This window comes from Jiangella muralis (assembly GCF_001270745.1).
Lineage (GTDB): Bacteria > Actinomycetota > Actinomycetes > Jiangellales > Jiangellaceae > Jiangella > Jiangella muralis.
Genome location: NZ_KQ434751.1, coordinates 32096 through 50070, shown reverse-complemented (window position 1 = coordinate 50070; position 17975 = coordinate 32096). Strand labels below are relative to the sequence as shown.

Below are 17975 nucleotides of genomic sequence, written 5' to 3'. Positions count from 1 at the left end.
TAGGGGGTGTCAGCCCTTCAAACCGGTCGTCGCGATGCTGTTCACCAGGTATCGCTGCAACACGCCGAAGATGATCAGGCACGGGACCACGCTGATGGCCGCCGACGCCATGATGCGCGCCCGCGTCACCGTCTCGGCGTTCAGCGTCGACAGGCCGACCGTCAGCGTGCGCATGTCGTCGGTCTGCGCGATCACCAGCGGCCACAGGAAGTCGTTCCAGTGCCACAGGAACACGAAGATGCCCAACGTCGCCAGGACCGGCTTGGTGAGCGGCAGCACCAGCCGCCAGAACACCGTCCACTCCCCCGCGCCGTCGATCTTCGCCGCGTCGAACAGGTCGTCGGGCAGGTCCTTGATGAACTGCCGCATCAGGAAGACCGACTGCGAGTTCGCCAGCGTCGGGACGATCAGCCCCCAGAACGTGTTGACGCCCTCCATCCGCGACACCAGCACGAACATCGGGATCAGCGTGGCCTGCGCCGGCACCATCAGCGTCGCGAGGAACGACCACATCAGCGCGTTGCTGCCCGGGAACCGCTTGCGGGCGAAGGCGTACCCGGCCATCGCGGCCGCCAGCAGGATGATCACCACGGAGACGATCGAGAAGACGAACGAGTTCAGCGTCCAGCGCAGGAACGACGACGCCGACAGCACCGCGGACAGGTTGTCCAGCGTCACCTCGTCCGGCATCTTCTGCGGGATGGTCTGCGCGCCCTCGGGCGTGATCGCCAGCACGAACACCGCGATGAACGGCAGCACGGTGAAGACCGACGCCAGGATCAGCAGGACGGTCAGCCAGGCGTTGGCCCCGGAACGGCGTCGGCGCTTCCGCGTGGGCGGCCGCGTCGTCGCCGTCGCGGGCGGTGCGGTGAGCGTGGTCACGTGTTCTCCCGGTCCAGGACGTAGCGCTGCACCAGCGAGATCGCGAGGACCACGAGGAACAGCATGACGCCGATGGTGGCGGCGTAGCCGAAGTCGAAGAACTTGAAGCCCTGGTCGTACAGCATGTACACCAATCCGTACGACGCGCGGGCCGGACCGCCGCCGGTCATGACGTAGATCGTGTCGAACACCTGGAACGCCACGATCGTCTCGATGACCACCACGAAGAAGAGCACCGGTTTCAGCAGCGGCAGCGTGATGCGGCGGAACTTCGCCCCCGCGCCGGCGCCGTCGAGCGTCGCCGCCTCCATGACGTCCTCGGGGATGTTCTTCAACCCGGCCAGCAGGATGAGCATCGAGTACCCGAAGCTCTTCCACACCGACACCACGGCCAGCGACCCCAGCACCATCGCCTGGTTGCCGGTGATGAACGGCACCGGCCCGAGGCCGACGCGCTCCAGCGCGCCGTTGATCAGGCCGTCGGTGTCGTAGATCCAGATCCAGATGATGCCGGCCATGACGAACGAGGTGACGTACGGCAGGAACAACAGCCCGCGGAACAGCCCCCGGCCGCGGATCACGTGGTGCAGCATCGTCGCCGTGCCCAACGACACCACCAGCGTCAGCGGCACGTACATCAGCGCGTACATCAGCGTGACGCGCAGGCTGTCGAAGAACAGGTCGTCCTCGATCAGCCGGCGGTAGTTCTCCGCGCCGATGAACTCGAAGTCCCCGCTCAGCCGGTAGTCGGTGAAGCTCATCCCGACGGCGCCGAGGCTCGGCACGAACCGGAAGATCACGAACAGCACGAGCATGGGCAGGACGAAGATCACGCCCCAGCCCGGGTCGCGGACCCGCTGCCGCCACGTCGGGCGAGGCGGTGCCGTGCGTTGCAACGTCATTCGGTTCTCCTCGCCCGCCACAGGGCGGCCGCCGCGTCGGCGGCCGCCCTGGTCACGGCGGTGTCGGCCGGGGCGTCAGCCGCCACGGGCGATCAGGTCGCGCGCCTCCGAGGCGGCGTCGGCCAGCGCGTCCTCGGGCGACTTCGAGCCCTGCAGAGCGGCCTGCAGCTGCGCCGATAGCACCGTCATGACCTGACGGGAGGTCGGCTCGACCTCGCCCGGGCGAGCGTACTGCAGCGCGTCGCTGAGCGTCGCCAGCGCGTCGTCGCCGGTGGGGTCCTCGACGTCGGTGCGGGCCGGGAACGTGCCGGCCTCCGCGTTCAGCGCCGCGTTGACGTCCGGGCTCGCGATGAACGACGCCACCTCGTACGCCGCATCCTCGTCGTCGTTGATACTGGTCAGCGCCAGGACGCCGGGGATGCCGAAGCTCACCTGCTCTTCGCCGGCCAGCGGCGCGCCGACCACCACGTTCTCGGCGCCGAGGCTGGTGCGCATGATCTGGATGTCCGGCAGCGTGATGGAGTACGTCATGGCCGTCGCGCCCGTGGTCAGCGGCCCGCCGTCGACGAGGTTCGTCTTCGTCGCCGCCTCGGCCGGCAGCCCGCCGGCCTCCTGGAGGTCGAGCAGGAACTGCAGCGCCTCCAGGCCCTCCGGCCCGTCGAAGGCCACGTCGGAGCCGTCCTCGGTGAAGACGGTGCCGCCGGCCTGCCACAACAGCGGGTAGAAGGTGAGGTTCAGCGTCGTCTCCGGGGAGCCGGAGTAGTCGAGGACCGAGACGCCGTTCGCCGCCAGCGCGGGCGCCGCCGCCATGACGTCGTCCCACGTGGCCGGCGGCTCGGTGAAGCCGGCCGCCTGGAACGCGGCCATGTTGTAGGCCGTCGTGGTGCTGGTGTGGTAGATCGGCACACCGTACAGCTCGTCCTCGAAGGTGACGACGTCCAGCGCGCTCGGCAGGTAGGCGTCGCGGTCGTCCTCGACGGCGCCGTCGAGCGGCTTCAGGCCGCCGCTGACCTGGTACTGCAGGGTCTGGTCGGGCGTGAGCAGCACGAGGTCCGGGCCCTGGCCGGAGGCGATCGCGGTGGCGATCTTCTCGTCCCTGCCCTCCCACGGCTGCTGCTCGATGGTCAGGTCGATGTCGTCGTGCTCGGCCTCGAAGTCGGCCTCGACCTGGTCCCAGAACGCGATGCTGGCGTCCTGGTCCGGAATGACCGGGTACATCCACACCGTGACCTCGGCCGAGCCGCCACCATCACCACCGGCCGTGTCGTCATCAGACCCGCCGCACGCGGCCACGGTCAGCGCGGCTGCCGCCGCGACTGCCACACTTCGAACTCGCACCGGAATCCTCCTTGCCCAGGAGCCGGCGAATACCGGCCTGGGCCGAAACTACAGCTGCCGATGTCAGCCGTCAAGGTGCCGCGGGCCGCGCGTCGCGGGTTGTTCGCCGATCGATATCCAGCAACCCATAATAACGGCCTTGACCGTATATATCGGCGCGGCTACGCTGCGGCCACTTCAGCCAAGGAGGCCGTATGCGTCCACGTCTGCTCGCCCTACTCGTGCTCGTGCTCTCGTTGCTGGTGCCATGGCCTGCGGCCGCGTCCACACCAGCCGAGGACGCGGCGTGGACCGCCGAGCCGCTCGGGCCGGCCAGCGTGGCGACGCCGACGGGCTCGGGTGACTTCATCGGCGACGTGCTGTGGTTCTCGACCCGGCAGGCCAAACCGCCGGCCCTGATCGGGCTGGACCCGGCCACCGGTCTCGCGGTCGACCAGATCCCACTGCCGGCCGGATCCGGCGCCTGGGTCAGCGCGGTGTCCGGCACCGATGTCTACGTCGGCACGTACACGCCGGCCAAGCTCTTCCGCGTCGACACCGTGACCGGCACGGCCGAGGAGATCCTGACGGCCGGCGGCTCCGGCGCGGTCGTCTACGCGCTGACCGTCGCACCCGACGGCATGGTGTACGCCGGGACCTTCGAGTCGTCCGGCGGGCGGATCTTCGCCTACGACCCGGCCACCGGGGCCGTCACCGACCTGGGCGTGACCGTGCCGGGCCAGGACTACGTGCGTGCGCTGGTGTCCGACGAGCGCTACCTCTACGCCGGCATCGGCTCGGCCGCGTCGCTGGTGCGCATCGACCGGGCCACCCTCGAGGTCACCGACCTCACTCCCCCGGACCTCGCCGGCGCCACCTTCGTGTCGTCGCTGGCCCTGCACGACGGCGTGCTGCTCGGTGGCATCTCGCCGCGCGGCCAGCTGCTCGCGCTGGACACCGCGGACCCGTCCCGGTACGAGCTGGTCCAGGCGCCGGCGGAGACGTTCGTCGTCGCGGTCACCGGTGGCGAGCCGGGCCGCGCCTACTTCGCCGCCCGCCCGTCGGGAACGCTGTACGGCTACGACCTGTGGTCGGGCACCGCCGAGGCGCTGGCCGTACCGGCGCCGGAGAAGGCGGCCAGCGGCCTCACCTTCCACGACGGCCGGGTCTGGGGCCTGGTCGACGGCCTCGCCTATGCCTACGACCCGGGCGACGGCGCCGTCACCGGGCTGCCGCTGGACGCCGCCGGCGTCACCCCGAGCCCGGAAGGGCCGATGGCGCTGGCCACCGACGGCGAGCACGTGTACGTGTCCGGCTCCGGCGGCGTCCAGATCCACGACCTCGCCACCGGCACCAGCAGCAGGGTCTTCGTCCCCGGCGAGGCGAAGTCGCTGTGGCCTGCCGGCGACACCGTCTATCTGTCCGTCTACACCAGGGCGCTGATCTACGAGCTGCCCTCGGTCGCCGGGCCCGTGCGTCCACTCGCGGAGATCGGCCACGAGCAGACCCGGCCGCGCGACTCGTTCCTCGACGACGGCACTGGCCGGCTCTACGTCGGCACCGAGCCGGACTACGGCCGCTACGGCGGCGCGCTGGCCGTGTACGACACCGCGAACGGCGGTCTCGACGTCTACCGCGACATCGTCGAGGACCAGACGATCTCCGCCGTCACCGCCGAGGGCGGCACCGTCTATATCGGCAGCGACATCAAGACCGGCAACGGCACCACCCCGATCGCGACCCGTGCCGAGGTCGCCGCCGTCGACGCGGACACCGGCGCGGTGCGCTGGTCGGTGCCCGCACCCGCCGGCGCCACCGTCGTCGGCGATCTCCAGCTGATCGGCGCCGAGCTGGTCGGCCTGACCTCGACCGGCCGGCTGTTCGGGCTCGACCCCGCGACCGGCGCGGTGCGGTGGGAGCACGCCCTGGGCGTCAACGCGTCGATCCTGACGCCGTCGGCCACCGGCGTCTACACGACCGACGGCAAGTCGATCTTCCGGCTGACCTGGCCCGAACCGGGCGCGCCGGTCGTCTCGACCGTCTACACCGGCCTCGCCGGCGAGTGGTACGGCCCGCCCTCGGTCGCCGCGACGCCGGACGGCACGGCGCTGTTCGCCGTGCAGGGCCGCACGCTCGTGCGTCTCGACGTGCCCGGCGAGCTGTTCGCCCCGGTGTCCGCGTCGGCGACGTCGTCGTGGGTGGGCCACCCGGACCGGTCCCGGCTGTGGCAGGCGTTCGTCACCGTCACCGTGCTGGACCGCGACGGTGCCCCGCTGGCCGGCGCCAGCGTGTCGGCCGCGTGGCGGCCCGACCGGGCCACCACCTGCGTGACCGGCGACGACGGCAGCTGCGTGCTGCGCCGCACCGTGCCCGACGCGGACGCCGTCACCGTCGACATCACCGGCGTCACCCACCCGTCGCTGCCGCGAGGCGCCGTCGAGGTGTCCGAGACCGTCACCGTCACCGCTCCGGAGAGGACCTCCCGATGACCGAACTCAGCCGCCGCACGTTCCTGTCCGCCGCCGCCGCGGCCGGCGCCCTGCCGATCCTGCCGGGGGTCGCGGGCACCGCTGCCGCCGCGGGCGCGCCGGCGCCGGAGCTGTTCGGGCCCGCGGCCGTGACGGCGGCCGTCGTCGGCATGGCGGTCGAGGGCGACACCGGCTACATCGTGACCCGGGGCCAGACCCCGCCCAAGATCGTCACCGTCGACCTGGCCAGCCGGACCGTGACCCGGATCGACCGGCTCGACCGCGGCGACGGCGGCTGGGCCTGCACGATCTCCGGCGGGCAGGTCTACGTCGGCACCTACCCGACCCCCGACCTCTACCGCTACGACCCCGCCACCGGCGAGGTCGAGCTCCTCGGCACCATTGGGCCGTCCGGCGGCTTCGTCTGGTGTCTGACGACGGCGCCCGACGGCACGGTGTACGCGGGCACATCGCCGCGCTGCGAGCTCTGGGAGTACCGGCCCGACACCGGGGTGCTGCGCAACCTCGGCCGGGTGGCCACGGACACCCAGTTCGCCCGGGTCGTCGCCGCCGACGACACGACGGTGTACGTGGGCACGACGCCGCTGCGCCACGTCATCGCCGTCGACCGCGCCACCGGGGCGAAGCGCGACATCTACCCGGCGGAGCTGGAACGGGCCGGGTCGGTCGACCCGATCATCGCGACCGGCGGCCGGGTGCTCGTCTCGGCCGGCGGCCAGGTGCTCGATCTCGCGCCCGACGGATCCGACTACAAGGTGATCGCCCCGCCCGAGCCGTCGACCATGATCGACGCGTTGACGCTGACACCGTCGGGCGAGTTGCTGGGCGCCGCGCGCCGCACCGGCGCGCTGTACCGGCGGGTCGGCGACGCGCTCGAGCAGGTGGGCACCGTCAACGTGGGCGACGAGACCCGTGGCATCTCGCTGCGCGACGGGTCGGTGCTGCTGGGCGGCGGCGGCAGCGGGACGCTGTGGTTCCACGACCTGGCCACTGGCGACACCGAGACGTTCGACCTCACCGAGCAGGCCGGCGTGGCCGGTCCCGATCTCGTCCAGTCGATCGCGTACGACGGCAGCGCCGCGTACGTGGGCGGGCACTTCTACCTCACCGTGCACCGGCCGTGGGCCGGCGCCGAGCCGCGCCGGATCCGGGTGGCCGGCGAGGTCAAGGCGATGCAGCCGCACCAGGGCCGGGTGCTGGCCGCCCTCTACCCGAGCGGCGAGCTGATCAGCGTCGACCCGGCCACCGACACCGTCACGTCGCTGGGCCTGCTCGGGAACGACCAGCAGCGTCCGTGGGAGCTGGCCCTCGACGCCGAGCGCGGCCTGCTCCTCGTCGCGTCGGCGCCGGGGACCGGCCGGCTGAACGGCGCGCTGACCGTACTGGACCTCGAGACCGGCGCGATGGACGCCTACGTCGGCGTGCTGCCGGATCAGGGCGTCATGTCGGTGACCTTGCACGACGGCATCGCGTACCTGGCCGGCGACACCTGGGGAGGCGGCGGCGCCACACCGACGCAGCCGGCCGCGCAGGTGGCCGCGTTCGACCTGGAGACCCGGACGGTGCTGTGGCGGGCCGAGCCGATCGCCGGGCAGGCCAGCCTCCAGCACGTCGAGGTGCACGACGGGTTCCTGTACGGCGTGTACAAGCGGGTGAGCGGCACCTGGTTCGCGCTGGACCTCGCCACCGGCACCGTCGTCCGTCAGGGCAAGCTCAGCGGCTACGGCGAGATCGTCGTGCACAACGACCAGGTCTTCGCGGCGACCAACTTCGGCGACTACCTCTACCGGCTGCGGCCCGACCACGACGCGGAGCAACTGGCCGGGCCGCTCGTCGCCAGCTGGTTCACCGTTCCTCAGCTGGAGTTCGAGCGGGGCTGGAAGGCGTGGGGCGTCGCCGGCCGTCAGCTGGCCCGGTTCGACCTGCATCCGCGGCATCGGCGCTGAGCTCACCGGCCAGCGCCAGCCAGGTCGTCGTCGGGATGGTCCCGGCGACGACCGGCGGGTCGATCCCGGTCGACGTGAGCAACCGGTGGGCGCGCTTCTTCGGCACGTGCGCCCCGAGGACCTCGCGGGCCGGCCGCCGCGGCGCACGGTAGGCGTCCTGCAGCAGCTTGCGGGCCAGCCGGGCCTGCGGCCGCGACACGTCCGGGCGGCGGCGGATCACCAGGTGCGCGGAGTCGACCGACGGCGCCGGCCGGAAGCTGCCCGGCCGGACCCGTCCGGCTATGCTCAGCTCGAACCGGGCCTGCCACCACGCCACCTCCAGGTCACGTGGCCGGGCCTCCGTCATGCGCTTGGCGAACCCCCACTCGACCAGCAGGTCCGCGCTCTCGACCGACGTCGCCTCCGGGTCCAGCAGCCGGCGCAGCAGCGCCGTCGAGATGGCGTACGGGATGTTCGCGACCACGGAGTAGGGGCGGCGCGGCAGCATGACGCTGCGCGCGTCGGCCTCGACCACGCGCACCTCGCCGGCGTCGGCGAAGCGCCGCTCCAGCTTCGCCACGAACCGCGGGTCGCGTTCGACGGCGATGACGCGGGCGCCGGTGGCCGCCAGCGGCGCGGTCAGCGCGCCGAGCCCGGCGCCCAGTTCGATGACCAGGTCGCCCGGCCCGGCGCCGGACGAGCGCACCATGCGAGCGCTGACCGACGGGTCCCGGAGCAGGTGGATGCCGGCGTGGTTCGGCTCGTCGCGGGTGCCGGTGCGGCGGCCGGGACGGTTCTGGCGGTTCGGGCGCTGGTGGGTGCGGGAGTGCCGTGGCATGGGCCATCACGACCAATCGGGAGCACGGAAGGACGCGGACGTCGAAGAGCCGCGCCGTGCGCCTCGGGTGTGGTCACCGAGGGGACGGACGCGGCCGCGGCGTGCTCCCGTGATTCCCGGCCCGGACCCCGTTCAGCCGGGGTCAGCCGGTGGTACGTGAAGCTACGCCGTGACGTGCCGGCGTATGCGCCAGTACGCCACAGCGCTGAAGTTTGTCGCTCCCATGGTGTCCAGGCTACCGGCCGGCCTCAGCCGGACACCAGCGAATTCGGCGTGACGGTGGCCTCGAACAGCGTCGTGAGCGTGACAACTCGTCCCGAAGGCCCTCGTCGGGAAGCCGCTCGAGGTCGCCGGCCGTCCGGCTGCGGAGCCGTCAGCGGCCGGACCGCAGCACCAGGTCTGTCATCGCAGCCACCGCCTGGGCCTGCGTGAGGTCGTGGTCGACGCAGAGCGAGCGCCAGGTCCAGAACGACGTCGCGTGCCCCACCAGCGCGCGGACCAGACGACGGCGCTCGGCCGCGCCATCGAACGGCGCCGCGAGCAGGTCGGCGATGGCGGCGTCGTTCGCCTCCAGCCCGGACCGGCTGCCGGCCGGCAAGGCGGCCTTGTCACGGTAGATGTTCGTGAGCATCGGCTGGCCGTCGCGGTAGAAGCGGTAGAGGTCGGTCAGACCTGTCTCCAGCCGGCGCGCGGGATCGTCGATGGCGGCCCAGGCGGCGGGATCCGGCGGGTGCTGCCCGGCCAGCCAGTGCGCGCTGCAGGCGGCGAAGAGCGCCTCGTCGTCCGGGAAGTGACGGTAGACGGTGAGCCGGGTGACTCCGGCCCGCTCGGCGATCGCCGAGATGCTGCCGGCGGACGGGCCCAGCGTGCCGTGCACCTCCACGGCGGCGTCGACGATGCGCTGGCGCGTCTCCTCCACCTGCTCGGCGCGCCTCGTCATGCGGTAGCCACGCACGTTCGCGGAACGGACCTGTTCACTCAACCCTTGACACTCCGGCTTCGTGGCTAAACACTTGATTGAACATAGGTGTATCACGAAATCGGGGGGACGTGTATACCCATGACCAGTGCCGAAGCACCTGCGCTGACCGTCGTCGCGCCAGGCGAGGGTGAGGTCGGCGACCTCGGCTCGATCGGCGTGCAGTTCAAACTCTGGGGCCGCGACACCGGGGAACAACTCTCGGTCGTCGAGCACCCGTTCCCCGTCGGCGCCCTGGTGCCCGCTCACCGGCATACGCGCGAGGACGAGTTCTCCATCGTCACCGCGGGCGAGATCGGTTTCCGCTCCGGCGACCGCGAGGTCGTCCTCGGGCCCGGCGGCTACATCACCAAGCCGCGCGGCGAGATCCACACGATGTGGAACGCCGGCCGCGAACCGGCTCGCATGATCGAGATCATCACGCCGGCCGGCTTCGAACACTTCTTCCACAGCATGGCCGAGCTGGTGGCGGAGGGGCCGCCGCCGGTGCCGCGGATGATGGAGCTCGCCGCGGCACACGGGCTCGAGCTGCACCAGCCGGAGTGGATGGCCGACCTCATCGCGCGGTACGACCTGCGCGACCCCTTCGCACCGGGCTGACGCTAGGCGCGTCGCCGCTCACCGCAGCAGTCCGCCGTCGACGACCTCGGCGCGTTCGCCCTGCGGCCGGCCAGTTCGGCCTGGTACTCCTCCGCCGGGCCGGAGCGGCCGACCGCGAACGCCTGCACCCCGCTGGTTGCAGCCAACCGGCCGGCCTCAGCCGGACACCAACGAATTCGGCGTGACGGTGACCTCGAACGGCGTGGTGAGCGTGACGCTCTCGTCGCCGCTGGCCCGCCCCACCTCGACGTAGCGGTCGTCCTTCAGGTCGTACGCCACGATCGACGGCACGTCGGGGTCGACGAGCCAGTACGACGCCACCTCGTGCTCGGCATAGACGGACGCCTTGAGGACCTCGTCGTAGCGCCGCGTGCTGCGCGACAACACCTCGACCGCCAGTACCAGCGGCGCGACGACGTTGCGCTCGAGGACGTCGGCCCGCCGGACGACGAGCAGGTCGGGCTGCAGCGACGTCACGTTGTCGGGCTGCCAGTCCAACGGAGCGACGTACACCTTCATCGGCTTGGGGACAGCCGCGCGTAGCATGACGGCGAGTTCGAGCAACGCATCCTGGTGCACGGGTCGCGGAGCCGGGCTCACGTGCAGGATCCCGTCGATGAGTTCGTAGCGAAGCCCGTCGGCCGGCGTCTTCTCGAGGTCGGCGACAGTCCATCGTTCGACTGCATGTGGCATCACCGTCATGGTTGTCATGGTGCCCCTTTCCGGGCTCGGTCGCCACTGACGCTCCCTCGGATCAGCACGCGCCGCACTCGCCGATCCGCGAATTGTGGACAACTAGCCGAGCAGCAGCTCGTTGTGGACAACCTCGGCGCGTTCGCCCTGCCAGCGGCGCCGCGCCCACCGGTCGTGCGTCACCACGACGACCGCCAGGCCGGCGCCGTCGACCGCCGCCTCGAGTTCCTCGACCAGCCCCAGCGACAGGTGGTTCGTCGGCTCGTCGAGGAGCAGCACCTGCGGCCGCGTCACCAGCAGCCGGGCCAGCGCGAGCCGCCGCTGCTGGCCGACCGACAGCGCGCCGACCGGGGACGCGAGCGCCGGGCCGGGCAGCAGGCCGAGGCCGGCCAGTTCGGCCTGGTACTCGTCCGCCGGGCCGGGGCGGCCGGCCGCGAACGCCTGCACCGCCGTCAGCTCCAGGTCGGCGAAACTGCCGGTCTGCGGCAGCCAGCCGATCCGCAGCCGGCGCGACCGCAGCACGTCACCGGTCTCCGGCTCCAGCGCCCCGGCCAGCACCGCCAGCAGCGACGACTTGCCGGAGCCGTTGCGGCCGGTGATCATCAGCCGCGTGTCGCGGGTGACGTCCAGCGCGCGGGCGGCGATGCGGCCGCGCACCTTGACGTCGCGGACGGCGATCAGCACGCCGTCGGGCACGTCGGCGCCGAGCGCGGCATCGAACGTCAGCAGCCGCGGCGGCTTCGGGATGCGCAGTTCCTCCAGCCGGCGTAGCCGGCTCTCGGCGTCGCGGACCCGCCGCGACACCGCCGCGTCGACCTTCTGGCTGAGGAAGTACGCCACGAACTTGTCGTTGTCGCGACGGCCGCGGCCCTCGTGGCCGACCCGGCGAGCGTCCTGCTTGACGACGGCGCGCGCGGCGTCGACGTCGTCGGTCCAGGTGGCGTACGCCTGCTCCCACCGGGCCCGGGCGGCGGCCTTGCCGGCCAGGTAATCGGTGTATGTGCCGGTGTAGCGGGCCGGGCCGATGTGCGGGGCGCCGTCGCGGTCGACCGTCAGCGCCGGGTCGAGGTCGAGGATGGACGTCGCGACGCCGTCGAGGAACGCGCGGTCGTGCGAGACGACGACGACGGCGCCGCGGTGCGCCCGCAGCGCCTCCTCGAGGAACGCGATCGCGTCGTCGTCGAGGTGGTTCGTCGGCTCGTCCAGCAGCAACACGTCGGGCGCCCGCACCAGCGCGAGCGCCAGCGCCAGCCGGGACCGCTGGCCGCCGGACAGCGTGTCGACCGGCCGCTCCCCCGCGACGTCGGCCAGGCCGAGCCCGGCCAGCGCGCGGGCCGCCCGGGCGTCGGCCGACCAGCCGTCGCGGTGCTCGAACTCGGCCAGCAGGTCGCCGTACTCGTCCAGCACCGACTGGTCGCCGTCGGCGAGCCGCGCCTCGGCGGCGCGCATGCGCTGCTCGAGGACGCGGAACTCCGCCAGCGCGGCGTCGACGGCATCGTCGACGGTGCCGCCGGCCGGCAGGTCGGGCTCCTGGGTGAGGTAGCCGAGGGTGCCGTGCCGCTCGACGGCGCCGGAGTCGGGCCGCTCCACCCCGGCCGACAACCGCAGCAGCGTCGTCTTGCCGACACCGTTCTCGCCGACGATCCCCAGCCGCTCGCCCGCGGCGGCGTCGTAGCCGACCCCGTCGAGGACCCGGCGGCCGGCGTAGGAGATGGAAACAGCGCGTACGGAGAGGAGAGACACGTGACGACCTCGACGAGGTTGCTGGGGGCCCGCCGGGTGGACACACCTCGGGCGCGGGCGAGAGTCACGTGTCAGATCACATCGATATCGATGATGCCACTCTCGCCCGCGCCCGGGCAAATGATTTCCGGTGCGTCAGCTCCGGGGCTGCTCCGGCACGCAGCGCGCCGGCCTCGTGGGTGCGGAGCACACCTCGCGAAACGCAGTGGGGCGCCTCAAACCTAGACATTACGGTCCGGACCGTAATAGCATCCCGCGCATGATTCCCCGCCGCCGCTTCCTCCAGGCAGCCGCCGCCACCGGCGCGGCCGTCACCCTTCCCGCCGTCACCTCCCTCCCCGCCTCGGCCGCCACCCGGCCGGCCGAGGGCACCGTCACCGACCTCGGACCGGCCAGCGTGGCCAGCCCTCTGGGCAACGGCGAGTTCGTCGGCGACGTCCTCTACATGGGCTCGCGCGGTCTGGCCCCCAACGTCGTCGGCGCCTGGGACCTGGGCACCGACACCATCGCCGAGCACTTCGAGATCCAGACGGGCATCGGCATCTGGGCGATGTGCAAGGTCGGCACCGACGTCTACGTCGGCACGCACTCGCGCTCCGACCTCTACCGGATCGATTCGATCAGCGGCGAGGTGAGCAAGCTCGCCGAGTACCCCGACCACTTCATCTGGACCATGGCCGCCTCCCCCGACGGCAAGATCTACATGGGGATGTCGGAGCCGGGGCGCGTCGTCGAGTACGACCCGGCCACCGGCGCCAGCCGCGACCTGGGTCAGCCCGCACCCGGCGAGTCCTACGTGCGCAGCATCCAGGCCGACGACACCTACGTCTACGCCGGCATCGGTGCCAATGCCCACCTCATCGCCATCCACCGGCAGACCGGTGAGAAGCGCGAGTTGCTGCCCGCGGAGCTGCTGGACCGCGACTGGGTCTCCAGCATGAGCATCAGCGCCACTCACATCGCCGGCGGGCTCAACTCCACCGCCGAGCTCGTCGTCCTCGACAAGGCCGACCCCGGCAAGTACCGGATCGTGAAGGCCAGCGCCGCGGGCGAGAAGTACACCGTCGCCGTCCTCATCCACGACGACTGGGTCTACTTCGCCGGCCGCCCCACCGGGACGGTCTACCGCGTCCCGGTGAACGGCGGTGAGGTGGAGGTTCTGGGCGTGCCGTTCCCGGAGGCGCAGACGGTGCGCCTCCTCGAGCACGGCGGGCGGATCTACGGCCTGCAGGACCCCGGCATCTTCGTCTACGACCCGGCCACGGGCTCGATGGACTACGTCAGCCATGTCCAGCGCGGCTTCCGCGCCGCCGCCGAGGCGCCGATGTCGGTGCACTCCGACGGCAAGGTCGTCTACGTCGGCGGCAAGAGCGGAGCCGACCTGCACGACCTGGCCTCGGGCGAGGTCACCCGGCTGGACATCCCGGGCGAGCCCAAGACGGCCGTCACCGTCGACGGCACCACCTACCTCGGCATCTACACCCAGGCCGCGCTCTACTCCCACCGGAGGGGCGACGCGGAGGCCGAGTTGCTGTTCCGCACCGGCCACAACCAGGACCGGCCCAAGGACCTGGCCTACGACCGCGCCACCGGCCTGATCGCCATGTCCACCCAGCCCGAGCCCGGCCACCCCAACGGCGCCCTGGACCTGTACGACCCCAGGACCGGCAAGCTGGACACCTACCGCCCGGTCATCGAGCGGCAGACGGTGTTCTCGCTGACCGCCGTCGCCGGAACGCTCTTTCTGGGCACCAGTACGCAGGAGGGCCTCGGCTCGCCGCCCGTCACCCCCACCGCCAAGCTGGCCGCCTTCGACCTGCGCACCAGGACGGTGAAGTGGGAACTGGAGGTGCTCCCGGGCATCGGCGCCATCATGGACCTGGGGCACACCCCGCTGGCCGTGTACGGCATCACCAACACCGGTGTGCTGTTCGAGTACAGCCTGGTGGAGCGCAAGATCACCCGGACGCTGAAGGTCAGCGAGCGAGGCGGCGACCTGCTGATCGCCGGGTTCACCGCCTACACCAGCGACGTGAACGCCGTCTACCGGATCGACCTCGTCCCCTTCAGGGCGAAGAAGATCGTCGACGGGCTCGCGAGCGACTGGTTCGGCGGCGGTTCCCGGCTCAACATCGCACCCAACGGCCGCGCCCTCTACGCGTTGAAGGGGCGCAACCTGATCAGCATCGCGATCCGCCCGATCCTCGGCTGAGGCGCGGGCGGCACTCAGTTCTCGGGCTTCTCCGCGACGGCGTCGATGCCGGCCTCCTTGCGTTGCTGGGCGGTGATCGGCGCCGGCGCGGCGGTCAGCGGGTCGTAGCCGCCGCCGGTCTTCGGGAACGCGATGACCTCACGGATGGAGTCGGAGCCGGCCAGCAGCGCGGTGATGCGGTCCCAGCCGAACGCGATGCCGCCGTGCGGCGGGGCGCCGAACTTGAACGCGTCGAGCAGGAAGCCGAACTTCTCCTGCGCCTCCTCCTGGCTCAGGCCCATGACCCGGAAGACCCGCTCCTGCACGTCGCGCCGGTGGATACGGATCGACCCGCCGCCGATCTCGTTGCCGTTGCAGACGATGTCGTAGGCGTAGGCCAGCGCGTTGCCGGGGTCGGTGTCGAAGGTATCCAGCGACTCGGGCTTCGGCGACGTGAACGCGTGGTGCACGGCGGTCCAGGCGCCGGACCCGACGGCGACGTCGTCGGTCTCGTCGACCGGCTCGAACAGCGGCGCGTCGACCACCCAGGTGAACGCCCAGGCGCTCTCGTCGATCAGGCCCGCGCGACGGCCGATCTCCAGCCGGGCCGCGCCGAGCAGCGCCTGCGACCCGCGCCGGGCGCCGGCGGCGAAGAACACCGCGTCGCCCGGGACCGCGCCGACCAGCTTCGGCAGCCCGGCCTTCTCGTCCTCGGACAGGTTCTTCGCGACCGGCCCGGACAGCTCACCGTCGGCGCCGACCAGCACGTACGCCAAGCCGCGGGCGCCGCGCGCCTTGGCCCAGTCCTGCCAGCCGTCGAGCTCCTTGCGGGTCTGCGACGCGCCGCCCGGGTGCACGACGGCGCCGACGTAGGGCGCCTGGAAGACCCGGAACGCGGTGTTCGCGAAGTGCTCGGTGACCTCGGTCAGCTCCTGGCCGAAGCGCAGGTCCGGCTTGTCGGAGCCGAAGCGGTCCATGGCGTCGCGGTAGGTGATGCGCGGGATCGGCGTCGTGACCTCGTGGCCGACCAGCGCCCACAGCGCCGTCAGCACCCGCTCGGCCAGCGCGATGACGTCGTCCTGCTCGACGAAGCTCATCTCGATGTCGAGCTGGGTGAACTCGGGCTGGCGGTCGGCGCGGAAGTCCTCGTCGCGGTAGCAGCGGGCGATCTGGAAGTACCGCTCCAGCCCGGCCACCATGAGCAGCTGCTTGAACAGCTGCGGCGACTGCGGCAGCGCGTACCACGACCCCGGCCGCAGCCGGGCCGGCACCAGGAAGTCGCGCGCCCCCTCCGGCGTCGAACGGGTCAGCGTCGGCGTCTCGACCTCGACGAAGTCCTCGGCCAGCAGGACGTCGCGGGCGGCCTTGTTGACGGCGCTGCGCAGCCGGATGGCCGCGGCCGGGCCGGATCGGCGCAGGTCGAGGTAGCGGTACTTCAGCCGCACCTCCTCGCCGACGTCGACGTGGTCGTCGATCTGGAACGGCAGCGGCTCGGCCTCGCTCAGCACCTGGACGTCGTCGGCGACGACCTCGATCTCGCCGGTGGGCAGGTTCGGGTTCTCGTTGCCGTCCGGACGGCGGCCGACCTGACCCGTCACCCGCACGCAGAACTCGTTGCGCAGCCCATGGGCCACCGCCTCGTCGCGCACCACCACCTGCGCCACCCCGGACGCGTCGCGCAGATCCAGGAACGCCACTCCCCCGTGATCGCGGCGGCGGGCCACCCAGCCGGTGAGGGTGACGGTCTGGCCGGCGTGGCCGGCACGCAAGGTGCCGGCCTCGTGGGTGCGGAGCACGGATGGTCCTCTCGGGGTCGTTGTGCTGACCCCGCGATCCTACGTAACACGCCGCGCGGACGGCGAGGCGATTACCCCGGTCAGAACAGTGCGTCCTGGCCGGGCTCTGCCGGCGCCGGCTCGGGCGTGAGCCGCGGGCCCCAGCGCTTGCCGTGCAGCGGGTGCCGGCGGTCGTCGAGCGGCCGGTCGGACGGTTCGTCGTCGTCACGGAGCCGGTGCTTGCGCAGGTGCGGCTCGACCCGGGCACGCAGCCAGTCGCGGTAGCGCTGATCGGAGTACGAACCGCCGTGGTAGAGCCGCCGGTAGAGCGGCAGCAGGTCGGGCCGGGTGGCCTCCAGCCAGCCCAGATACCACTCCCGCGCGCCCGGCCGCAGGTGCAGCGGGATGTGGCTGATGCCCGTGGCGCCCGCCTCGGCGACGGCCGCGACCAGCGCGGACAGCTGTTCCTCGGAGTCGGTCAGCCCGGGCAGGATCGGCGCCAGCAGGACGGTGCACGGCAGCCCGGCCGCGCGCACGGCCCGGATGAGGTCGAGCCGCGCCTTCGGCGTCGGCGTGCCCGGCTCGACGGAGCGGTGCAGGGTCTCGTCGAGCAGCGCCAGCGACACCCCGATGCCGACCGGGACGTCCTCGGCGGCGCGCCGCAGCAGCGGGAGGTCGCGGCGCAGCAGCGTGCCCTTCGTCAGGATGCTGAACGGCGTGCCGGACCCGGCCAGCGCCTCGATGACGCCGGGCATCAGCCGGTAGCGGCCCTCGGCGCGCTGGTACGGGTCGGTGTTGGTGCCCATGGCGACGTGCTCGCGCGCCCAGGTGCGCCGGGCGACCTCGCACCGCAGCACGTCGGCGACGTTGACCTTGACGATGACCTGCCGGTCGAAGTCAGCGCCCGCGTCGAGGTCGAGGTAGGTGTGGGTGTTGCGGGCGAAGCAGTTGTGGCTGACGACGCCGTGCGCGATGAAGTCGCCGGTGCCGGTGGTGAGGTCGAACATCGGCAGCTCGACGTCCATCGCCCGCACGTAGCTGACCGCCAGCGCGTCGCCGGGCCGCACCGCCGCACCGACGACGCTGCGGCGCAGGCCCATCAGGCGGTCGCGGGTGGTCAGGTGCGGCCGCTCCGGCTCGCCGTCGCCGCCCGGAGCGACGTGCTTCCATCCGTCGGCGGTCAGGAACCGGTGGTCGCCACTCGCGACGATGGACGTGCCGCCGTCGAGCTCGACCCGGAACGCCGGCTTCGACGTGCGCCAGTGGTCGAGCACCTGGGTGCGCACCAGCCGGCGGCTCTGCCCCTCGCGGCGGGTGCCGAGCACGTGGTCGCCCGGCCGGACCCGCGCCAGCGGCACCGTGGAGCCGTCGGCCATGCTGACGGGCGCGTAGCCGGACAGGCAGTACGTGCAGGCGTGGCTGCAGCCGCGGTACGGGTTCACCGTCCACCGGAACGGCACGTGCGCCGCCGCCGGCACCTTGTTCAGCGCCGACTTGGACGTGACCTCGTGGAACGTGATGCCGTCGAACTCGGGCGTGCGCACGCTGCGGACCAGCCCGGCGATGCGCTGCAGCCCCGGCAGCGCGCCGCCGTCGGCCACCGCAAGCTCCTGACCATCCCAGCGCACCCACCTATTCGAA

Annotated in this window: 14 protein-coding genes; 4 read left to right on the top strand and 10 right to left on the bottom strand. The window is 72.1% G+C overall.

The window, feature by feature from the left end:
• Nucleotides 1-9 precede the first annotated feature (9 nt).
• The 3 genes from ACW62_RS00215 to ACW62_RS00205 form a co-directional block, all read right to left on the bottom strand.
• Entirely contained in the window at nucleotides 10-882 is an 873-nt protein-coding gene (locus ACW62_RS00215) for a carbohydrate ABC transporter permease (RefSeq protein WP_205629041.1), read from the bottom strand.
• The gene (locus ACW62_RS00210) at nucleotides 879-1784 is read right to left on the bottom strand and encodes a carbohydrate ABC transporter permease (protein WP_053202079.1); all 906 of its coding nucleotides are present in this window, start codon (nucleotides 1782-1784) and stop codon (nucleotides 879-881) included. The genes ACW62_RS00215 and ACW62_RS00210 overlap by 4 nt, the downstream gene beginning before the upstream one ends.
• Before the next feature lie 75 nt (nucleotides 1785-1859).
• Nucleotides 1860-3122 carry an extracellular solute-binding protein gene (locus ACW62_RS00205; protein ID WP_053202078.1) on the bottom strand — a complete coding sequence of 421 codons (1263 nt, stop codon included), beginning with the start codon at nucleotides 3120-3122 and terminating at the stop codon, nucleotides 1860-1862.
• A gap of 194 nt (nucleotides 3123-3316) precedes the next feature.
• Here ACW62_RS00205 and ACW62_RS00200 point away from each other — a divergent pair, with 194 nt between their 5' ends.
• Both ACW62_RS00200 and ACW62_RS00195 read left to right on the top strand, forming a co-directional pair.
• Complete coding sequence (locus tag ACW62_RS00200; protein WP_157574243.1) at nucleotides 3317-5590, top strand: outer membrane protein assembly factor BamB family protein; 2274 nt, start codon at nucleotides 3317-3319, stop codon at nucleotides 5588-5590.
• Entirely contained in the window at nucleotides 5587-7536 is a 1950-nt protein-coding gene (locus tag ACW62_RS00195) for a PQQ-binding-like beta-propeller repeat protein (RefSeq protein ID WP_053202076.1), read from the top strand. Before ACW62_RS00200 ends, ACW62_RS00195 begins: the two co-directional genes overlap by 4 nt.
• Here ACW62_RS00195 and ACW62_RS00190 read toward each other — a convergent pair.
• Together ACW62_RS00190 and ACW62_RS00185 are read right to left on the bottom strand one after the other, a co-directional pair.
• On the bottom strand, nucleotides 7436-8353 hold the full coding sequence (locus ACW62_RS00190) for a ribosomal RNA small subunit methyltransferase A (RefSeq protein ID WP_083458955.1): 918 nt from the start codon (nucleotides 8351-8353) through the stop codon (nucleotides 7436-7438). The two genes, ACW62_RS00195 and ACW62_RS00190, sit on opposite strands and share 101 nt — an antisense overlap.
• A gap of 373 nt (nucleotides 8354-8726) precedes the next feature.
• Entirely contained in the window at nucleotides 8727-9293 is a 567-nt protein-coding gene (locus ACW62_RS00185; RefSeq protein WP_053202075.1) for a TetR/AcrR family transcriptional regulator, read from the bottom strand.
• Between the two features lie 120 nt (nucleotides 9294-9413).
• Between ACW62_RS00185 and ACW62_RS00180 the strand changes: the two genes are divergently transcribed.
• A complete protein-coding gene (locus ACW62_RS00180; protein ID WP_053202074.1) occupies nucleotides 9414-9932 on the top strand; it encodes a cupin domain-containing protein in 519 nt (172 codons plus the stop codon).
• 2 nt (nucleotides 9933-9934) lie between these two features.
• On the opposite strand, the gene ACW62_RS33655 is transcribed toward ACW62_RS00180, so the two are convergent.
• The 3 genes from ACW62_RS33655 to ACW62_RS00170 form a co-directional block, all read right to left on the bottom strand.
• A complete protein-coding gene (locus ACW62_RS33655; RefSeq protein WP_157574241.1) occupies nucleotides 9935-10078 on the bottom strand; it encodes a hypothetical protein in 144 nt (47 codons plus the stop codon).
• A gap of 10 nt (nucleotides 10079-10088) precedes the next feature.
• On the bottom strand, nucleotides 10089-10634 hold the full coding sequence (locus ACW62_RS00175) for a Uma2 family endonuclease (RefSeq protein WP_053202073.1): 546 nt from the start codon (nucleotides 10632-10634) through the stop codon (nucleotides 10089-10091).
• A 93-nt stretch (nucleotides 10635-10727) separates the two neighbouring features.
• Nucleotides 10728-12368, bottom strand: a complete 1641-nt coding sequence (locus ACW62_RS00170; RefSeq protein ID WP_053202072.1) for an ABC-F family ATP-binding cassette domain-containing protein — start codon at nucleotides 12366-12368, stop codon at nucleotides 10728-10730.
• A gap of 259 nt (nucleotides 12369-12627) precedes the next feature.
• Between ACW62_RS00170 and ACW62_RS00165 the strand changes: the two genes are divergently transcribed.
• A complete protein-coding gene (locus tag ACW62_RS00165; protein WP_053202071.1) occupies nucleotides 12628-14580 on the top strand; it encodes a twin-arginine translocation signal domain-containing protein in 1953 nt (650 codons plus the stop codon).
• Nucleotides 14581-14594: 14 nt separating this feature from the next.
• Here the strand turns inward: ACW62_RS00165 and aspS are convergent, their stop codons facing one another.
• Together aspS and ACW62_RS34955 are read right to left on the bottom strand one after the other, a co-directional pair.
• The gene (gene aspS, locus ACW62_RS00160; protein ID WP_053202070.1) at nucleotides 14595-16355 is read right to left on the bottom strand and encodes an aspartate--tRNA ligase; all 1761 of its coding nucleotides are present in this window, start codon (nucleotides 16353-16355) and stop codon (nucleotides 14595-14597) included.
• 80 nt (nucleotides 16356-16435) lie between these two features.
• Nucleotides 16436-17962 (bottom strand): Rv2578c family radical SAM protein, encoded by a 1527-nt coding sequence (locus ACW62_RS34955; RefSeq protein WP_276202919.1) that lies wholly within the window; start codon nucleotides 17960-17962, stop codon nucleotides 16436-16438.
• Between the last annotated feature and the right edge of the window lie 13 nt (nucleotides 17963-17975).